This window comes from Ilumatobacter sp., from assembly GCF_030065885.1.
Classification (GTDB): Bacteria; Actinomycetota; Acidimicrobiia; order Acidimicrobiales; family Ilumatobacteraceae; genus Ilumatobacter.
Genome location: NZ_JASJCS010000136.1, coordinates 1 through 16,253, shown reverse-complemented (window position 1 = coordinate 16,253; position 16,253 = coordinate 1). Strand labels below are relative to the sequence as shown.

Annotated in this window: 14 protein-coding genes and 1 pseudogene; 5 read left to right on the top strand and 10 right to left on the bottom strand. The window is 69.0% G+C overall.

All coding sequences use genetic code 11. The features are described 5' to 3' along the window. The 9 genes and pseudogenes from QNJ12_RS20975 to ndk all read right to left on the bottom strand — a co-directional run. A pseudogene (locus QNJ12_RS20975) lies at positions 1-981 on the bottom strand (ribonuclease E/G); the annotation flags it as partial. Between the two features lie 15 nt (positions 982-996). Next, positions 997-1,710, bottom strand: a complete 714-nt coding sequence (locus tag QNJ12_RS20970; protein ID WP_300625675.1) for a TIGR03936 family radical SAM-associated protein — start codon at positions 1,708-1,710, stop codon at positions 997-999. Then, positions 1,707-3,686, bottom strand: coding sequence for a TIGR03960 family B12-binding radical SAM protein (locus QNJ12_RS20965; protein WP_300625673.1), 1,980 nt, complete (start codon positions 3,684-3,686; stop codon positions 1,707-1,709). The genes QNJ12_RS20970 and QNJ12_RS20965 overlap by 4 nt, the downstream gene beginning before the upstream one ends. Before the next feature lie 262 nt (positions 3,687-3,948). Then, positions 3,949-5,103: an FtsW/RodA/SpoVE family cell cycle protein gene (locus tag QNJ12_RS20960; protein WP_300625671.1), complete on the bottom strand. Its 1,155-nt coding sequence runs from the start codon at positions 5,101-5,103 to the stop codon at positions 3,949-3,951. A gap of 19 nt (positions 5,104-5,122) precedes the next feature. Continuing rightward, positions 5,123-7,324, bottom strand: a complete 2,202-nt coding sequence (locus tag QNJ12_RS20955) for a penicillin-binding transpeptidase domain-containing protein (RefSeq protein ID WP_300625670.1) — start codon at positions 7,322-7,324, stop codon at positions 5,123-5,125. A gap of 56 nt (positions 7,325-7,380) precedes the next feature. Then, a complete protein-coding gene (gene mreD / locus QNJ12_RS20950; protein WP_300625668.1) occupies positions 7,381-7,911 on the bottom strand; it encodes a rod shape-determining protein MreD in 531 nt (176 codons plus the stop codon). A gap of 16 nt (positions 7,912-7,927) precedes the next feature. Next, positions 7,928-9,004 carry a rod shape-determining protein MreC gene (gene mreC / locus QNJ12_RS20945; RefSeq protein WP_300625666.1) on the bottom strand — a complete coding sequence of 359 codons (1,077 nt, stop codon included), beginning with the start codon at positions 9,002-9,004 and terminating at the stop codon, positions 7,928-7,930. A gap of 13 nt (positions 9,005-9,017) precedes the next feature. Further along, positions 9,018-10,052: a rod shape-determining protein gene (locus QNJ12_RS20940; RefSeq protein WP_300625664.1), complete on the bottom strand. Its 1,035-nt coding sequence runs from the start codon at positions 10,050-10,052 to the stop codon at positions 9,018-9,020. Between the two features lie 85 nt (positions 10,053-10,137). Beyond that, positions 10,138-10,548, bottom strand: coding sequence for a nucleoside-diphosphate kinase (gene ndk, locus QNJ12_RS20935; protein ID WP_300625662.1), 411 nt, complete (start codon positions 10,546-10,548; stop codon positions 10,138-10,140). 143 nt (positions 10,549-10,691) lie between these two features. Between ndk and QNJ12_RS20930 the strand changes: the two genes are divergently transcribed. The 5 genes from QNJ12_RS20930 (at position 10,692) to QNJ12_RS20910 (ending at position 15,694) form a co-directional block, all read left to right on the top strand. Beyond that, the gene (locus QNJ12_RS20930) at positions 10,692-12,320 is read left to right on the top strand and encodes a CAP domain-containing protein (RefSeq protein WP_300625660.1); all 1,629 of its coding nucleotides are present in this window, start codon (positions 10,692-10,694) and stop codon (positions 12,318-12,320) included. A 112-nt stretch (positions 12,321-12,432) separates the two neighbouring features. After that, a complete protein-coding gene (locus QNJ12_RS20925; protein WP_300625658.1) occupies positions 12,433-12,996 on the top strand; it encodes a type II secretion system protein in 564 nt (187 codons plus the stop codon). Then, the gene (locus tag QNJ12_RS20920) at positions 12,993-13,517 is read left to right on the top strand and encodes a type II secretion system protein (protein WP_300625656.1); all 525 of its coding nucleotides are present in this window, start codon (positions 12,993-12,995) and stop codon (positions 13,515-13,517) included. The genes QNJ12_RS20925 and QNJ12_RS20920 overlap by 4 nt, the downstream gene beginning before the upstream one ends. A gap of 1 nt (position 13,518) precedes the next feature. After that, positions 13,519-14,970 carry a hypothetical protein gene (locus QNJ12_RS20915; RefSeq protein ID WP_300625654.1) on the top strand — a complete coding sequence of 484 codons (1,452 nt, stop codon included), beginning with the start codon at positions 13,519-13,521 and terminating at the stop codon, positions 14,968-14,970. A gap of 376 nt (positions 14,971-15,346) precedes the next feature. After that, positions 15,347-15,694 carry a hypothetical protein gene (locus tag QNJ12_RS20910; protein WP_300625653.1) on the top strand — a complete coding sequence of 116 codons (348 nt, stop codon included), beginning with the start codon at positions 15,347-15,349 and terminating at the stop codon, positions 15,692-15,694. 15 nt (positions 15,695-15,709) lie between these two features. On the opposite strand, the gene QNJ12_RS20905 is transcribed toward QNJ12_RS20910, so the two are convergent. Beyond that, positions 15,710-16,253 (bottom strand): HNH endonuclease signature motif containing protein (locus QNJ12_RS20905; RefSeq protein WP_300625651.1); only part of this gene is annotated, 544 nt, incomplete at its 5' end.

Genomic DNA, 16,253 nt, shown 5'->3' with positions numbered 1-16,253 from the left:
GATGTCCTCGATGCGGGCGTTCTTGCCCTTCTCCTCGATGTCCTCGGGGTCGTACTGCACGTCGCCCCGGTACAGCACGGCGTTCTTCGGCGTGGCGATGTCGACGAACGCCGCCTCCATGCCGGGCAGCACGTTCTGGACGCGACCGAGGTAGATGTTGCCGTGGATCTGGCTGATGTCGTCGGCGGGCCGGGACACGTAGTGCTCGATCAGGTTCCGTCCCTCGAGCACCGCCACCTGGGCCATGCCAGGACGCACCTGGACGCCCATGAAGTAGCGGCCGACCGGCTTGCCGTTGCGCTCGCGACCGCCGCGCTGTTCGATCAGCTCGCGCTCGGCAGCCGACGTCTTGCCGCGGCCGCGTCCGCCGCGCCGGCGCTTGCGCTGACCATCGCCCTCGTCCCCACGATCTCCGTGCTTGCCGGCCTTGACGCGTTCGCCGCGCTGCTGGCCGCCGTCGCCGGACTTGCCGCCGCGCTTGCCGCGGCGACGAGTGCCGGACTTACCGTGCTTCCCCTCGGCTGGCTGGTCCTTCTTCGGGACCGCCGGGCCCGGCGGTGGCTTGGTGGGCACGAACGGCGGCTCTCGCGTGTCACCGATCTTGGGCTTGCGAACGAGCGCCTGCTCGGCAGCCTCGAGGTCCTGCACCTTGCCCTCGCGGATGCGTTCGGGCAGCTCCTCGGGCGAACGGCCGTCGTCCGAGGGCCCGTCGGCGCCTGTCGCCGTGTCGCCCGTTTCGCCCGCGTCAGCGTCGGCACCGGCCGGCTTCGGACCGGGCTTCTTGCGGCCCTGCCCTCCCCGCGAGCCCCGCCGCCGCTTCCGCTGTCCGTCGCCCGACGATCCGGCGTCGCCGGCCGGCGACGAGGCCTGCCCAGGCGCGGGCGTCTCGGGTGCGTCGGCCTCAGCCGGTCGGCCGCCCGTGGCGTCGGCGCCGGTCGACGCGTCGTTGGCGTCTCCGGTCTGCGTGTTGATGTCGTCCATCGTGGAGGTCCCTTCTCATGCGAGCACCGCCAGGGCGCGCGCATCCACGTCGGCCGGCAGAGGCAGCACCTCACGCCGCTCGCCGTCGCGGTCAAGCCATTGGTGAGTACGGAGTGCGCGTACGTCTCGTGCATCGACGCGCGGGTAGGCCAGCTCGGCGAACTCTCCGGGGCGGAGCGCTCGGCCGACGGTGGCCAGATCGACGACCGCTCGGTCGCCGGCAGGGTCGGGACGGATGTCGAGGATCATCGGGCGCACGTCGTCGGCGCTCCGCTTCCCCTTCCGTTCCCGTTCCAGGACGAGCTCGGGTGCCTCGAGCAGGCGCCGAGCGTCGGCGTGGTCCTCGGCGGTGAGCCGAGGGCTCCAGAGCTCCCACGTGCACGACGTGACGGACTCCTGGAGCGATTCGATCCTCTGCTCGCGTTCGGCGACGACGAGGACGTCGAAACCGATCGGGAGCGCGCTGCCGAGGCGCGCGGGGAGCGTGTTCAGATCGACGTCGTCGGCAACGACGTCGCGCTGCAATTCGATGTCGACGTACTCGGCGATCGACTCGGCGCCCGTGGGCAGCGCCAGGCCGAAGCTCATCTTCGGGCGGGGCGTGAACCCCTCGGTGGCCGCCACCGGCAGCCCGGCGCGGCGCAGTGCCCGCTCCCACATGCGGGCGGCATCACGGTGACTCGTGAAACGAACCTTGCCGAGCTTGCTCGAGCGAACGCGGAGCTTCATTGCGCTCCGACCCGTTCGGGCTGGCGCGGCAGCAGCTGGACGGGTACCTCGCCGCCCCGTGTCAGGTCCTGTCCGGTGCCCTGGCTACCGCCGGCGGGCGCCATGGGCGAGGCGACCACGTGCTCGATGCCGTAGCCGGTGCACACACCGCAGTCGTAGCAGGGGGTCCAGCGGCAGTCCTCGACACCCGACTCGGCGAGCGCGTCGAGCCAATCACCCCAGAGGAAGTCCTTGTGGAGGCCGGCCGTCAGGTGATCCCAGGGGAGGACCTCGGAGTCGTCGCGGTGCCGGAAGACGTAGCGGTCCATCGAGAGCCCCTCGGCCTCCATCGCCGCGGTCCAGAGATCGACGTCGAAGTGCTCGCCCCACTCCTGGAACGTGCCGCCCGCCCGCCAGACCCGCTCGATGACGGCCCCGATGCGCCGGTCGCCGCGGCTGGCGATGCCCTCGGCCACGCTGGCCTCTGGGCGATGCCACTTGAGGTTGACGCCCTTCATCTTCCGCGTCGCGTCGCGGACGAGGTCGATCTTCCGCCTCAGCTCCTCCTCGGTGTTCTGCCCGAACCACTGGAACGGCGTGTGGGGCTTGGGCACGAACCCGCCGAGGCTGACCGTGACCGAAGCGCGCGGCGTGTACCGCTTGCCGATCGCGACGCAGTTCCTCGCGAGCTCGGCGATGCCGAGCGTGTCCTCGTCGGTCTCTGTCGGCAGGCCGGTCAGGAAGTAGAGCTTCATCCGCGTCCACCCCTGGCTGAACGCCGACTCGACGGCGCCGTACAGGTCCTCTTCGGTGATCAGCTTGTTGATCACCTGACGCAGCCGCCACGATCCTCCTTCGGGGGCGAACGTGAGCCCGCTGCGGCGACCGGTGTTGACCTCGCCGGCGAGGCCGACCGTGAACGCGTCGACCCGCAGGGACGGCAGGCTGATCGTGAGCGTGTCGCACACCGAGGTGACGTCCTGGGCATCCTCGAGCACGCCCCTGACGACCGGCTCGATGTCGGAGAAGTCGGCCGTCGACAGCGATGTGAGAGCGACCTCGTCGTACCCGGTCGTGCGGAGCCCGTCGCGGATCATCGTGCGGACCTGCTCGGCAGGGCGCTCGCGCACCGGCCGGGTGATCATGCCGGCCTGGCAGAACCTGCACCCGCGGGTGCACCCACGGAACACCTCGACGCTCAGACGGTCGTGAACGACCTCGGTGAGCGGCACGAGCGGGTTCTTCGGGTACGGCCAGTCGCCGAGATCGGCGACCGTGCGCTTGTCGACCGTGGCCGGCACGTCGTCGAACCGGGGCGCGATGCCCAGGAGGCGTTCGCCGTCGTAGGTCGCTTCGTACATCGACGGGACGTAGACACCGGGCACCCGGGACAGCTGGCGAAGCATCGCGGCCCGGTCTCGGCGCCCGTCGGCCTTCCAGCGACGGACGACCTCGGTGATCTCGGCGACCACCTCCTCGCCCTCGCCGAGTACGGCTGCATCGATGAAGTCGGCGAGCGGCTCGGGGTTGAACGCCGCGTGTCCGCCGACGATGACCACCAGGTCGTCGTCGCCGCGATCGACGGCGTGGAGCGGGGTGCCGGCGAGGTCGAGCATGTTGAGCACGTTCGTGTAGACGAGCTCGGAGGACAGGTTGAACGCGAGGATGTCGAAGTCGGCCGCTGCCCGGTGCGTGTCGATGCTGAACAGCGGCACGCCGGCGGCACGCATCTCGCGGTCGAGGTCGGTCCAGGGCGCGTACGTGCGTTCGGCAAGCGCGTCGTCGCGCTCGTTCAGGATCTCGTAGAGGATCTGGAGCCCCTGGTTCGGCAGGCCGATCTCGTACGTGTCGGGGTACGCGAGCAGCCAGGCCACCGCTCCCCCGTCGTCGAACTCGTCGTGCCGGGGGGTGATGGCACCGTCTTCGCAGCCGATGTATCGAGCTGGCTTCTGCACTCGGGCCAGGAGCGGTTCGATCCGCGCCCAGAGTGTTGACATATCGGGACGATCCTACTCGCCGTGACCCCCAAGGGTGCGTTTCCGCTGCTCACACCCTGTGGAAACCCGAACAACGCGCGAATATGGGGTCTGCGAAGGGTCACCGACATCGTTCGCGTCGCACCACTCGCCCACCACCGACGAGCATCCTGGTTGCTGAGCCGGTGGCCGTCGTGCCGAGCGCAAGGCCGTGGCGAGCCCGAGCTGCCTCAGGGCAGCGAGCGGCGAGACGCAACGCCGCGATCGGTGCGACGGGCCCGGCTCAGCGCATTCGGCGCATGTGGACGGATTGCACGATGCCGAACAGCGCGAAGTACGTCAGCAGGCTGGAGCCGCCGTACGAGATGAACGGCATCGGCAGCCCGGTGACCGGCATGATCCCCAGCGTCATGCCGACGTTCTGGAAGACCTGCCACAGCAGCATCGTGAACACGCCGGCGCACAGGTAGGTGCCGAGGAGGTCGCGGGACAGCGTGGCGATGCGCCAGATCCGCATCAGCACGACGACGAACAGCGCCAGCAGCACGGCGCACCCGACCAGACCGAACTGCTCGCCGACGGCAGCGAACGGGAAGTCGGCCCACATCACGGGCACGTCGCCACCGTTGGTGAGGGGTCCCTCCAGCCATCCCTTGCCGGTGACACCGCCCGTGCCGACCGCCCGGATGGCGTTACGGACCTGGTAGATCGAGTCCTCGGCGGTGTCCTGGCCGAGGAACACCCGCAAACGCTCCTGCTGGTACGAGTTGACGAAGCCGCCCACGAACGCCGATGCCACCGTCGCCACCGACAGGAACGAGATGAGGGCGATGTACTTGGGCTTCGCGCCGGCGACCAGCAGCACGCCCATGGCAATCGTGACGATCACCGACGCCGAGCCGAGGTCGGGCTGCACGATGATCAGCACGGCCGGGGCGCCGACCATGATCAGCCCGCCGACGAAGCGGGCGTAGCTGACCTCGTCGTTGCTGCGCTCCTCCGACAGATACGCGCACAGCGCCAGCAGCGTCGTGAACTTGGCCGCCTCGGCCGGCTGGAAGTTGATCGGGCCGAGATCGAACGAGATCCGGTCGAGACCCTGCGCGATGCCCATCAGGAGCAGCAGCACGAGCAGCACGATCGTCGAGCCGTACAGGAACGCGGCGCGCTCCTTGAACCACTCGTAGTCGACCGACATCACCGCGACCATCACGACCGACGCCGCGATGGCGAAGACGACCTGCCGGGTCGCGAACGCGTACGGGTCGCCCTCGACCGCGGTCCACGACGCCGAGTAGACGACGAAGCAGCCGATGACCGTGAGGATCCCCTGGGTGGTCAGGAGCACCCAGTCGACGTTGCGGCTCGGGTCGCCCGGGCTCGAGCGGATGTTGCCGAGCCCGCTGTCGGGCTTGCGGTCGAGGAACGTCAACGCCACGCGGTCACTCGCTCCGTGGTCACTCGACGTCTCTCGCCTGGGTCAGCACGCCGTTGCCCTCACGATGGCTCCAGCAGCCGGTGTTGGCCAGATCTTGTGGCGGTGCCGCCACGGTCTGGTCGAGGCTGAGCGGCTCGGACAGGACCACCGGGTCGGTCGCGGTCAGCCCGGACAGCGCGAGGAACGTGCACTTGACGACGGGCGCGGCGGCCTGCGAGCCGTACCCGGCCTTCTCGAGGTAGGCGGTCACGACGTACGGGTGGTCGTCGTCGACGCTGAAGCCCGTGAACGCCGACGAGTCGTTCCACGGGTAGTTGTTGGCGCCCTGCGCGGTGCCGGTCTTGCCGGCGATCGGGATCGCCTCGTCGGGGTAGTCGAAGAAGAGATACTCGCCGGTGGTCTTGTGGTAGAAGTCCGACGTCACGCCGCCACCGACGACCACCCGCCGGAGCCCGTCGACGATCGGATCGCGGATGTCGTCGGGCATCGCGATCTGGCGGATCAGTTCGGGCGCACCGAGATCTTCGAAGATCGTGCCGCGATCGAAGTCGGCGAAGCCCGAGGCGCCATCGGGCACGCCCGGGTTCCAGATGGCCTTGACCACGCTGGGCTGGAAGAGGAAGCCGCGGTTGGCGATCGCCGCGTAGCCGTTCGCCAGGTGCAGCGGGGTCGCGGACAGGAGGCCCTGACCGATCGACAGCTGCACGTTGTCGCCGACATAGAACCCGCGGCCCTCGTCCTCGCTGATGACGCCACGCTCGGCGTAGAGCCGCTTGAGCTCCTTGTCGGGCACGGTGCCGTCGAACTCGAACGGCAGCTCGACTCCCGAATCGGCGCCGAAGCCGAACTTCTCGACCTCGTCCTGCAGCACCGGCAGGCCACCGTTGCGCTCGAGGATGTCCTCGCCGATCCGGTAGAAGAACGCGTCGGACGAGACGGCGAGCGCGTCTTCGACGTCGACCGACCCGTACACGCACGGCCGGCCGTTGCCACACGTGGCGTTCTTGTACTCGCATCGCACGAGCCCGGCGTCACAGCGGTCCTGGTCGACGGAGTAGAGGCGGTAGGTCCCGGTGTCGTTGAATCGCTCGCTCGACGTGATCAGGCCGGTGTTGAGCGCGGCAAACGCGGTGAACGGCTTGAAGGTCGACCCCAGGTTGTAGCGGCCCTGCACGGCGCGGTTGACGAGGATCGACCGGTCGGGGTCGTCGGTGACGGGGAAGATCTCCTGGAACTTCGTGCTCGAGAGACCGGCCTCGAACCAGCGGTTGTCGAAGCTGGGATAGCTCGCCATGGCGATGATGTCGCCGTTCGTGTAGTCCATGATCAGACCGGAAGCGGCGGGCGCCTTGTAGGGCACGGTGTCGCCCTGGCTGGTGTCCATCTTCTCGCGCTGGCCGTTCGGCTTGGTGACCTTCGGGTTCGGCGCCTCCTGCGTGCGGCGTGCCTTGAGCGTCGTCTCGATCGCCTGCTCGACGTACTGCTGGTAGTCGAGGTCGATCGTCAGCTGCACGTCGAAGCCGTTGATCGGCGGCACCTCCTCGAGCACCCGGACCGGGCGGTTGGCCGCGTCGACCTCGATCTTCTTGTACCCCCAGGTGCCGTGCAGCACCGCCTCCATGCTGCGCTCGACGCCGAACTGACCGATCCGCTCGTTGAGCAGGTAACCCTCGTCGAGCTTCTCGTCGACCTGCTCGGGGGTGATCGCACCCATGTAGCCCACGACGTGTGATGCGTGCGGTGCGTAGGGGTAGACCCGCTTCCACTCCGTCAGGATCTCGACCCCGGGGAAGTCCTCGACGCGCTCGAGGATCGCGAACGCCGTGGGTTCGTCGACGTCGCGCTTGATCGGGAACGGCAGGAACGGGCTGTCGATCTGGGCGTCGAAGCGGCGCTCCATCTCCTCGACCGGTACCTGCACCCACCCCGAGAGGCGGTTGAAGATCTCCTCGCGCTGCGACTTGCGGCGCAGGAGCTGCCAGTCGACCGCGACCGTGAGGATCCGCTCGTTGTCGGCGAGGATGCGGCCGTCGACGTCGAAGATCCGGCCGCGCTCGGGCGCGATCCGGACGGTGCGGGTCTTGGCGAACGTGACGCTCTCCTGCAGCTCGTCGGCCTTGACGGTCTGCAGGAACCACAGCCGGACCCCGAGCAGACCGAACAGGATGACGCCGACGAGGGCGAGCACGCCGAGACGGGCGGCGCGGCGGTCAACGGCCATGGCGTGAGTCTCGCGTGCTCGGGCCCGGATTGGGCGACGCGTCGCAGCATTGGCGGTCAGGCATCGCTCGGCGCCTTCCACTCGGGCTTGGCGACCTTGAGCGACCAGCGCCCGACCGGCACGAGCACGACGCTCATGATCGCGGCCGCAACGGCCACCACCGGCACGATCGTCGCCATCTCGGGCACGAACGCGTCCTCCTCACCGATGAAGCGGCGCACCACGGGCACACCCGCTTCACCGGCGGCTGCGCCGATGCCGACGAAGACCGCCGCGAGCCACCACGTCGTCTCGATGCGGATGACGTCGACCCACCCGGCGATGTAGGCGGCGATGCCCATCGTGATCGACGTCGAGCCCAGCGGGCTGCCGACGGACAGGTCGAAGAGGATCCCGAGCGTGAAGCCGGCGATCGCGCCGCGCTCGGGCCCGGCGGCCGCGCCGGCCGATGCCGCGAACGCCAGCACGATCTGGATGATGACGCCGAACGGCTGCAGCTCGACGAACAGCGTCTTCTGGAGCGCGAGCAACACCATCCCGGTCGGTACCAATCGGGTGAGTGAACTGTTGAGCAGCGCGCCGATCACGATGCGTACCGCTGCCTCAGCGCCCGGCCCCGGTCGGCGGCTGATAGAGGATCACGCTGAGGAAGTTGAGGCGTTCCAGGTCCGCGTTCAGCTCGGTCTCGAGCTCGAGACCGGCGGTGCCGGCGCGCGGGATCACGTTGGCGATCCGTCCGATCGGGATGTTCGGCGGCGCCAGGCTGAGGCTGCCGCCGGCGGTGAGCACCGCGTCGCCCTCCGCGATGCGACCGAACTGCGGCGAGTCGGCGACGAAGCTGACGCGCGGGAAGCGGTCGGCGCCGACGCCGTTGAGCAGCCCGGTCTCGCGCCGCTCCTCGATCGGCGGCAGCGTCGTCGTGGTCGTCGTCGAGCTGGTCGTGGTCGTCGCCGGGAGCGGCGACAGGTCCGGCGACCCGTCGCCGACCGCGAAGTCGGCTGTCTGCTCGGGGGGCAGCGTGGTCGTCGTGGTCGTCGTGGTGCTGGTGGTCGTCGTGACGTCCTCGACGGCCAAGCCGCTGGGCACGGTGCTCGGCGGAACGGTCGGTGGCGTCGCGGGCACCTCGGCGACGACCTTCACCGGCACGCTGTACTGCGGGTCGGTGACCAGCATCACCGTGGAGACCTCGGGTGCCGCGAACGTGATCTTGCCGACGAGGCCGGCGTTGTTCACGACGGGCATGCCGACCCTGATGCCGTCGCGCGAGCCGCGATCGATCTCGACGCGCTGGTCGAAGTTGCTCGGCGACGAGCCGATGATGCCGGCGGTCACGCGGTCGTACTCGGCAAGCGACTCGAGGTCGAGCAGCGAGCGCAACCGGCGGTTCTCGATGAGTGCGTTCTGGCCGGCAATCTCGACGCTCCGCTGGGCGTCGACGAGGTCCTGCAACCGGCGGTTCTCGTCCTTGAGATCGTCGACCTCGGTCACACCGCTCCACAGCCGTGCGATCGGGCTCGTGATCACGTCCCCGGCGATCTCCAGCGGCCGCAGCGCGTAGCCGAACCCCGAGCGGGCTGCGTTGAAGACCGCGTTGCCCCGGAGGTCGAGCGTGATCAGCAGCACCGACGTGAGCAAGAGGATCAGCATCGTCCGGCGTCGGCCGGCGGAGTAGATCGCCATGTGGTGGGGTTGCTCAGTCGTCGCCGCCGAGCGACATCAGCCCCCGCATGGCGTCGATGTTCTCGAGGGCCCGCCCGGACCCGATGACCACGCTGTAGAGCGGCTCGGCCGAGACCCGGATCGGCATGCCGGTCTCGTGTGCGAGCCGATGGTCGAGCCCACCGAGCAGCGCCCCGCCACCGGTCAGCGTGATGCCGTCTTCCATGATGTCGGCGGCGAGCTCGGGCGGCGTCTTGTCGAGTGTCGTCTTCACGGCGTCGACGATGGCACCCGTCGGCTCGGCGAGGGCCTCGCGCACGTGCTCGGTGGTGAGCTGGATCGTGCGGGGCAGACCCGAGACGAGGTCGCGGCCGCGGATGTCGGCGGTGAGCTCTTCCTCCATCGGCCAGGCGGAACCCATCTGGATCTTGACCTCTTCGGCGGTGCGGTCGCCGATCGCCAGGGAGTACTCCTTCTTGACGTACTGCAGGATCGCGTCGTCGAGCTCGTCGCCTGCCACGCGCACCGACTGCGCGGTGACGATGCCGCCGAGCGAGATGACCGCCACTTCGGTGGTGCCGCCGCCGATGTCGACGATCATGTTGCCGCTGGGCTCGTGGACCGGCAGATCGGCGCCGATCGCGGCGGCCATCGGCTCTTCGATGATGTGCACGGGCTTGCGGGCGCCGGCGTACTCGGCCGCGTCCTGCACCGCGCGCTGCTCGACACCGGTGATGCCCGACGGGACGCAGATCACCATGCGCGGCTTCGACCATTTGCTGGCGTGCACCTTCTGGATGAAGTAGCGCAGCATCTTCTCGCAGACCTCGAAGTCGGCGATGACGCCGTCCTTCAGTGGACGGATCGCCTTGATGTGGTTCGGCGTGCGCCCCATCATCCGCTTCGCCTCGACGCCGACCGCGACCGGTCGGCCGTCGTTGACGTTGACGGCCACGACCGACGGCTCGTCGAGCACGATGCCGAGCCCGCGGGCGTAGATGAGCGTGTTCGCGGTGCCGAGGTCGATCGCGAGGTCACGCCCCAGACTCAGCGGGTTGTTCCGTGCCATGCCGACCTCCTTTCAGCGACGTCCATGGACGCTGTCGACGAGCGAGCAGACGAGCCCCGCGGCTCGCTCATTCGTCGCGACGATGTTACAGATTCGGGAAGAAGATCGTGATCTCGCGCTCGGCGCTGGCGAGCGAGTCGCTGCCGTGGACGAGGTTCTCGGTGAAGAGGATCCCGAGGTCGCCGCGGATCGTGCCCGGGGCGGCGGTCCGCGGATTGGTGGCGCCCATCATCCCCCGGACGACCTCCCAGGTGTCCTCCGGCCCCTCGACGACCATGGCGACGACCGGGCCGCGGCTCATGAACGCGACCAGGTCGTCGTAGAAGCCCTTGCCGACGTGCTCTTCGTAGTGGCGCTCGAGGAGCTCGGCGTCGAGTTGGCGGAGATCCATCGCGACGATGTCGAGGTGCTTCGCCTCGATCCGCGAGACGATCTCGCCGACGAGCTTGCGCTCGACGGCGTCGGGCTTGAGAAGGACGAGGGTCCGGTCAGACATGGCTCGCGAGGCTATCGGTGGCGACCGGGTCCGCCGCCGGGCGTGTCGGCGGTGGTCGATGTCGAAATGATGACGAGATCGTTGCGAAGCGATGCAGGATCTGGCACACTCTGTGGCGCGGGCGCCACTTCTAGGGACATTTCATGCCGAACGCGCTCACGCGCTTCCACCGCCGTCACGGCCGAGGACCACTGATCGCAGCAGCGCTGGCGGTCGGTGCCGCGGCGATCTCGCTGGCCACGCCCTCGCCCGTGGCCGCCGACGACGGCGACACCATCGACGGTCGGTACTCGGCCGGCGGCGTGCTCGCCGCCGGCAGCACGCTCGAGCTCGACGTGACGGGCCGCGGCGGCACCGCGTCGAACGCCGCGGCCGTCTCGCTCAACATCACGGTCACGCAGACGGCGGGACCCGGCCACGCCACCGTCTACCCGTGTGGTTCGCAGCGCCCCACGTCGTCGTCGATCAACTACGGCACCGGGATGACGATCGCCAACGCCGTGGTCGCCAAGGTCGGCAGCGGCGGCAAGGTCTGCATCCACACGAGCACGCAGGTGCACATGGTCGTCGACGTGGACGGCTACTTCCCCGCGGGCAGCGGGTACCGGTCGTTGACCCCGGCCCGCCTCCTCGACACGCGCCGCGGCCAGCCGACGGTGGACGGCCGCTACGCCGGCGGGGGCATTCGCAAGGCGCGCAGCGTGATCGAGCTCGACGTGAGGAACCGGGGAGGCGTCGGCAACAGCGCCCGAGCCGTCACGCTCAACCTGACCGCCACCCAGACCGGCGGCGCAGGCTTCGCGACCGTCTATCCCTGCGACGAGCCGCGGCCCCTCGCGTCGACGATCAACTACGGTCCCGGCGCCACGATCGCGAACGGCGTCACGGCGAAGGTCGGCGGCGATGGTCGGATCTGCGTGTACACACATGCACGAGCGCATCTGATCGTCGACGTCGACGGGGCGTTCGCGAGCCGCGACGAGTATCGCCCGCTGACGCCCGCCCGCGTGCTCGACACGCGTCCCGGTGAACAGACGGTCGACGGTCGGGCACAAGGCGGCGGGCGCCGCACTGCCGGCACCACGCTGCGACTCGACGTGACAGCGCGGGGCGGCACCGCCTCGAACGCCACCGCCGTGTCGCTCAACTTGACGGCCACCCAGACCGGCGGCGCCGGGTTCGTCACGGTGTACCCGTGCGGGAGCTCGAAGCCCGCGGCATCGACGCTCAACTACGGCGCCGGGGCGACGATCGCGAACGGGATGACCGCCCGCGTCGGCGACAACGGGGAGATCTGCATCTTCACGAGCGCGAGCACACACCTCGTCGTCGACGTCAACGGCTTCTTTCCGCCCGGCAGCACCTACCGTGGGCTCACGCCGGCCCGCCTCCTCGACACCCGCTCGCCGGCTCCCCCGCCGCCGAGCGACGTCGCAGCGGCTCGATCGCTCGAGTTGCTGAACGCGTTGCGTGCGAGGCACGGCGTCGCGCCGGTGACGTACGACCCGGGGCTCTCTGCGAGCGCGCTCGGTTGGTCCCAGGAGATGTCGCGGTCGGGCTTCCGGCACAGCAACATCGGTCTCGCCGAGAACATCGCGTGGCACAGCCAGTCGGCGATGTCGCCGACGACGGCCGCCGAGACGTTCCACGTCATGTGGGAGAACAGCTCCGGACACTTCCGCAACATGATCGACCCGAGATGGACCCGGGTCGGCATCGGCCTGCATGCCGCCGGGTCCGGTTGGTACGGCACCCACATCTTCGACCGCTGACGGAACACGGACTCGAGCGCGCCAGAGCGTCGAGAACAGCCGGACCTTCCCCGGTCCGTGGCCGTGCAACCACGGTCGGTGCCACCCGTACCGATTCCCCTACGATTGGGCCGTGATCGAAGCGCCGGGTTCGACGCAGCAACCACGCTCGCCAGCGGTGGACCACATCGGCATCGTTCGAGGTGCCGCAGCGGATCGGCGGCGCGGTCGAGGCTCGGTCGTGCGCGAGCCGGCGGCCGGCGCCACGACCGATCGGGGCAGCACCTTCATCGAGCTCCTCGTCGCGATCGTGCTCCTCGGCATCGTCGTGGTCGCGGTCCTGGCCGGACTCGCCGCGTCGATCAGGGGCACCGAGATCCACCGCGACGAGTCCAACGCCGCGACACGGCTGCTCGAGGCGGTCGAGTTCGTGAAGGACCACCCGTACATCCAGTGCAACGTCATACCGGGCCCTGCCACACAGTACGGGGATGCCGTTGCGCTGCTCGCTCCCGCGGGCTGGACCTACGACGTGACCGACGTCGACGTCGACGACGACCTGTTCCCGGGGTGGCCGTTCGAGGAGGGGTGCTTCGGGAACACGGGGCCGTTGGAGCTGGTGACCGTCGAGGTCACGCACGCCGAGACCGGGACGACACGCTCGGTGGACATCGTGAAGCGGGAGCCGACGCCGTGAGGTGCTCGTCCGAGCGGCCCGACCGAGGCTTCACGCTCATCGAGCTCATCGTCGTCGTCACGATGCTCGCCATCGTGGCAGTGGCGTTGACGGGGGCCGTCAGCGTCTTCCTGCGGACCTCGGACGACCTCGACGAGAAGCTCGACGCTTCGCACACGGCGCAGCTGATGGCGGCGTTCCTGCCGCCCGACATCCAGAGCGCTGCAACCTTCGAGGACACGATCCCCACGCCCGGGTGCGGCACCGGCTCGCTCGTCGTCGAGCTCGGCTGGACCGACGAGGCGACCAGCTTCCTGTACGTCGCCAACTACTCGATCGTGCCGGACGGTGCGGATCAGCAGCTGATCCGCACCATGTGCGAGAACGGCACGATCATCGCGACCGACGTCGTCGGCCATCGGATCAGCAGCGCCGTTGCGAGCGCCGCGGGCCAGACCGTCAGGGTCGACATCACCACCGAGCCGACCGACGCCGACCCGTCCGGCTACTCGTTCGCCATCGCCGGAACGAGGAGGACCTGAGATGGCACGCTCGCCGGGCGTCGAGTCACGAGATCGGGGCGCCGTGTTGCCGATCGCGCTGGTCTTCGTCGTCGTCCTCTCGTTGGTGTTGATCGCTCTCGCCCGGCTCACGTCGACCAACCTGTCGGTCGTGTCGGTGACGCGTGACCGGACCGAGGACCTGTACGTGCGCGACGCGGGCATCGAGATCGCCATCCAGGCGCTGCTCGACGACGCAGCGACCACCCTGTGCGAGAACCCGTCAGCCGGCGTCGAGACCGTCGGCACCTACGACGTCAACGGTGCGTCGGTGACGGTGACATGCGAGACGACGGCCGGCGGTCCCGGGGCGAGCGGGGGCGGTGCGCCGGTCTTCGTTGCCACCGGATACACCTACGGCAATGGCAGCAGTCCGAATCGCGACGAGCTCGTCCACGTACCCAACGACAAGGGCACGAAGATCATCGTCGACGCCTGGGCCTACAACTTCGGCGGGTTCAAGTTCGCAGGAAGCGACCCGGAGCTCGAGTTCGGGTCCGACCTGCTCCAGCACACCGACAAGTGCATGCAGAGTTCGGGCGGCACGCCGACGGTCGTCGGCACATGGTCGTGCAACAGCGACCCGGTACCCGATCCGAATCCAGACGCCTGGATTCCGACTGACGATCCGGCCAATCCTCAGTCTGGCGGCACCTGCGACCTCATCTTCTACCCCGGACGATACGACAGCGACGACAAGGCCAAGCTCGCGAACTTCCAGTCGAGCGACAGCTACTACTTCGCAAGCGGCGTCTACTACTTCGAAGACGTCGACGAGATCCAGTTCGAAGGTCTGATCCATGCTGGCGCCCCCGGCGGCGACACGCCCGAGCTGTTGCAGCCACCCTGCGCAGACGATGCGATCGCCGAGTCGCTCGTGGCCGGACCGAATCCCGAGATCAACGGCAGCGGCGTGGTGTTCGTGTTCGGACGGCAGGCATGGATGAAGGTCGCCAGCAATCCCCAGAACGTGGTCGAGATGTTCTCGCGTCAGACGGGTCGTGCCGCAACCGAGGGCACGGCGATGGACGACCACACCCTCATCACGATCACGTCCGCAACCACGACGACCGGAGCCGCCGCAACCGTCTTCGATCAGGAGAAGGGCATCATCACCTCGAACCCCGAGGCAACCATGCTGCTGCACGGAACGGTCTACATGCCCACATCGCATCTCGAGATGTGGGGCCTCGAGAACAGCCAGGCGTCATCGAGCGCCTTCCAGTTCGGCGGCGGACTCGTCTTCTCATCGATCGAGATCGGTATGGACACCGTTTCAGGGACGGTCAACTTCGCAGCAGGGCCCTCCGCTACGCCGTCGCCTCGCACGACCGTCGTCGTCGCCATGTCCGGTAGCGGTCGCGAGACCACCGCCGTCGTCACCATCGACGACACCGCCGGAACGTTGACCGGGGAATCCTGGTTCGCCGAGTAGCGGTACGTCGCCGCTGGCGACGATCGCCACCAGCGCATTGGCGACGGGACCCACGGACGAGTCACCGCCGAGCACGTGGCGCGCGGCCGATGATCGGGAACACGATCCCGCCTCCGGCGCGTCGAACCGATCTGCGTGCGGCGGCTCACCGCAGGAACCCGTCATCGAGGTCGACGTCGAGACCCGACGCTCGTGCTGCTGTGGTGCGGGGCTCTGCGCCGAGACTCTCGCCGATGGGTGTCCGCCCGGCGTAGCGTCAGGCACCACTCACCACACGCCGTCGCCCGCCGGGGTACGTTTCGGACCCATCGAGAGCGACGATGATCTGATCCGGGGCCCGAAGTGGCGGACACGCACCGACGCTCAGCGGCGTGCGGTGGCTGCGCTCGGGACGTTCGTCGTCATCGCTGCCGCGGGCACCGCGCTGATGGCACTTGCGATGTGGCCGCTCGGCGCAGCAGGCGCTCCGGGCTGGTTGGTCCTGTCGCCGTGGTGGGTCCCGACGCTCGGCACTCTCGCCTGGACGCTCCGCACACCCGCGCCGGCGATCGCCACCGACGATGACGACGACAGCTGGGCGGGCTACGCGATCCGGTTCGTGCTCGTGGGCGCGGACGAGCCCCGGCCGGCGGCGATCCGAGTGATCGCCGCAGTGATCGTCGGCGCACCCGTCTGTTGGGCGCTCGTGGGCCTTGCGGTGCTGTCGATCGCCGGCGTCGTCTGAGATCGGGCCCTCGCGTCAGGCGGCGATCGGGTGTCGGTCGTTGAGGGTGCCGGTCCAGTGGGGTTGGCCGTCGGGTCGGGTCAAGGTGGCGATCCGGTCGGGGGTCATGGTGAGGGTCCAGCCGCCTTCGTGGATGAGGTGGTGGTGGGGTTCGCAGACGGGTGCGAGGTCGGCGAGGTCGGTGCGGCCGCCGAGTCGCCAGGGGGTGAGGTGGTGGATGCGGCAGTCGTCGATGGTGACGGTGCAGTCGGGGTGTGAGCAGGTGGCTTGCATCGCTTCGATCGCGATCCGTTGTTCGGTGGTGGCGAGCCGCTGGGCTCGTCCTTCGTCCAACACGACGCCGTCGCCGTTCAACACGACCGGGATGATGTCGGCCTCGCAGGCGATCCGGCGCACGGTGTCGACGGGCAGGGCGACACCGCTGTCGGTTTCGCAGAGCGTCGCGGGGTGGCGGCCGCCGGTCAGGGTTGGCAGGTCGATGTGCACGACCATCCCGGTGCGGGCCTTCCCACCGGTCGCCGACACGGCTTCGACGAGGGCGTCGACGGTGAGCCGATCC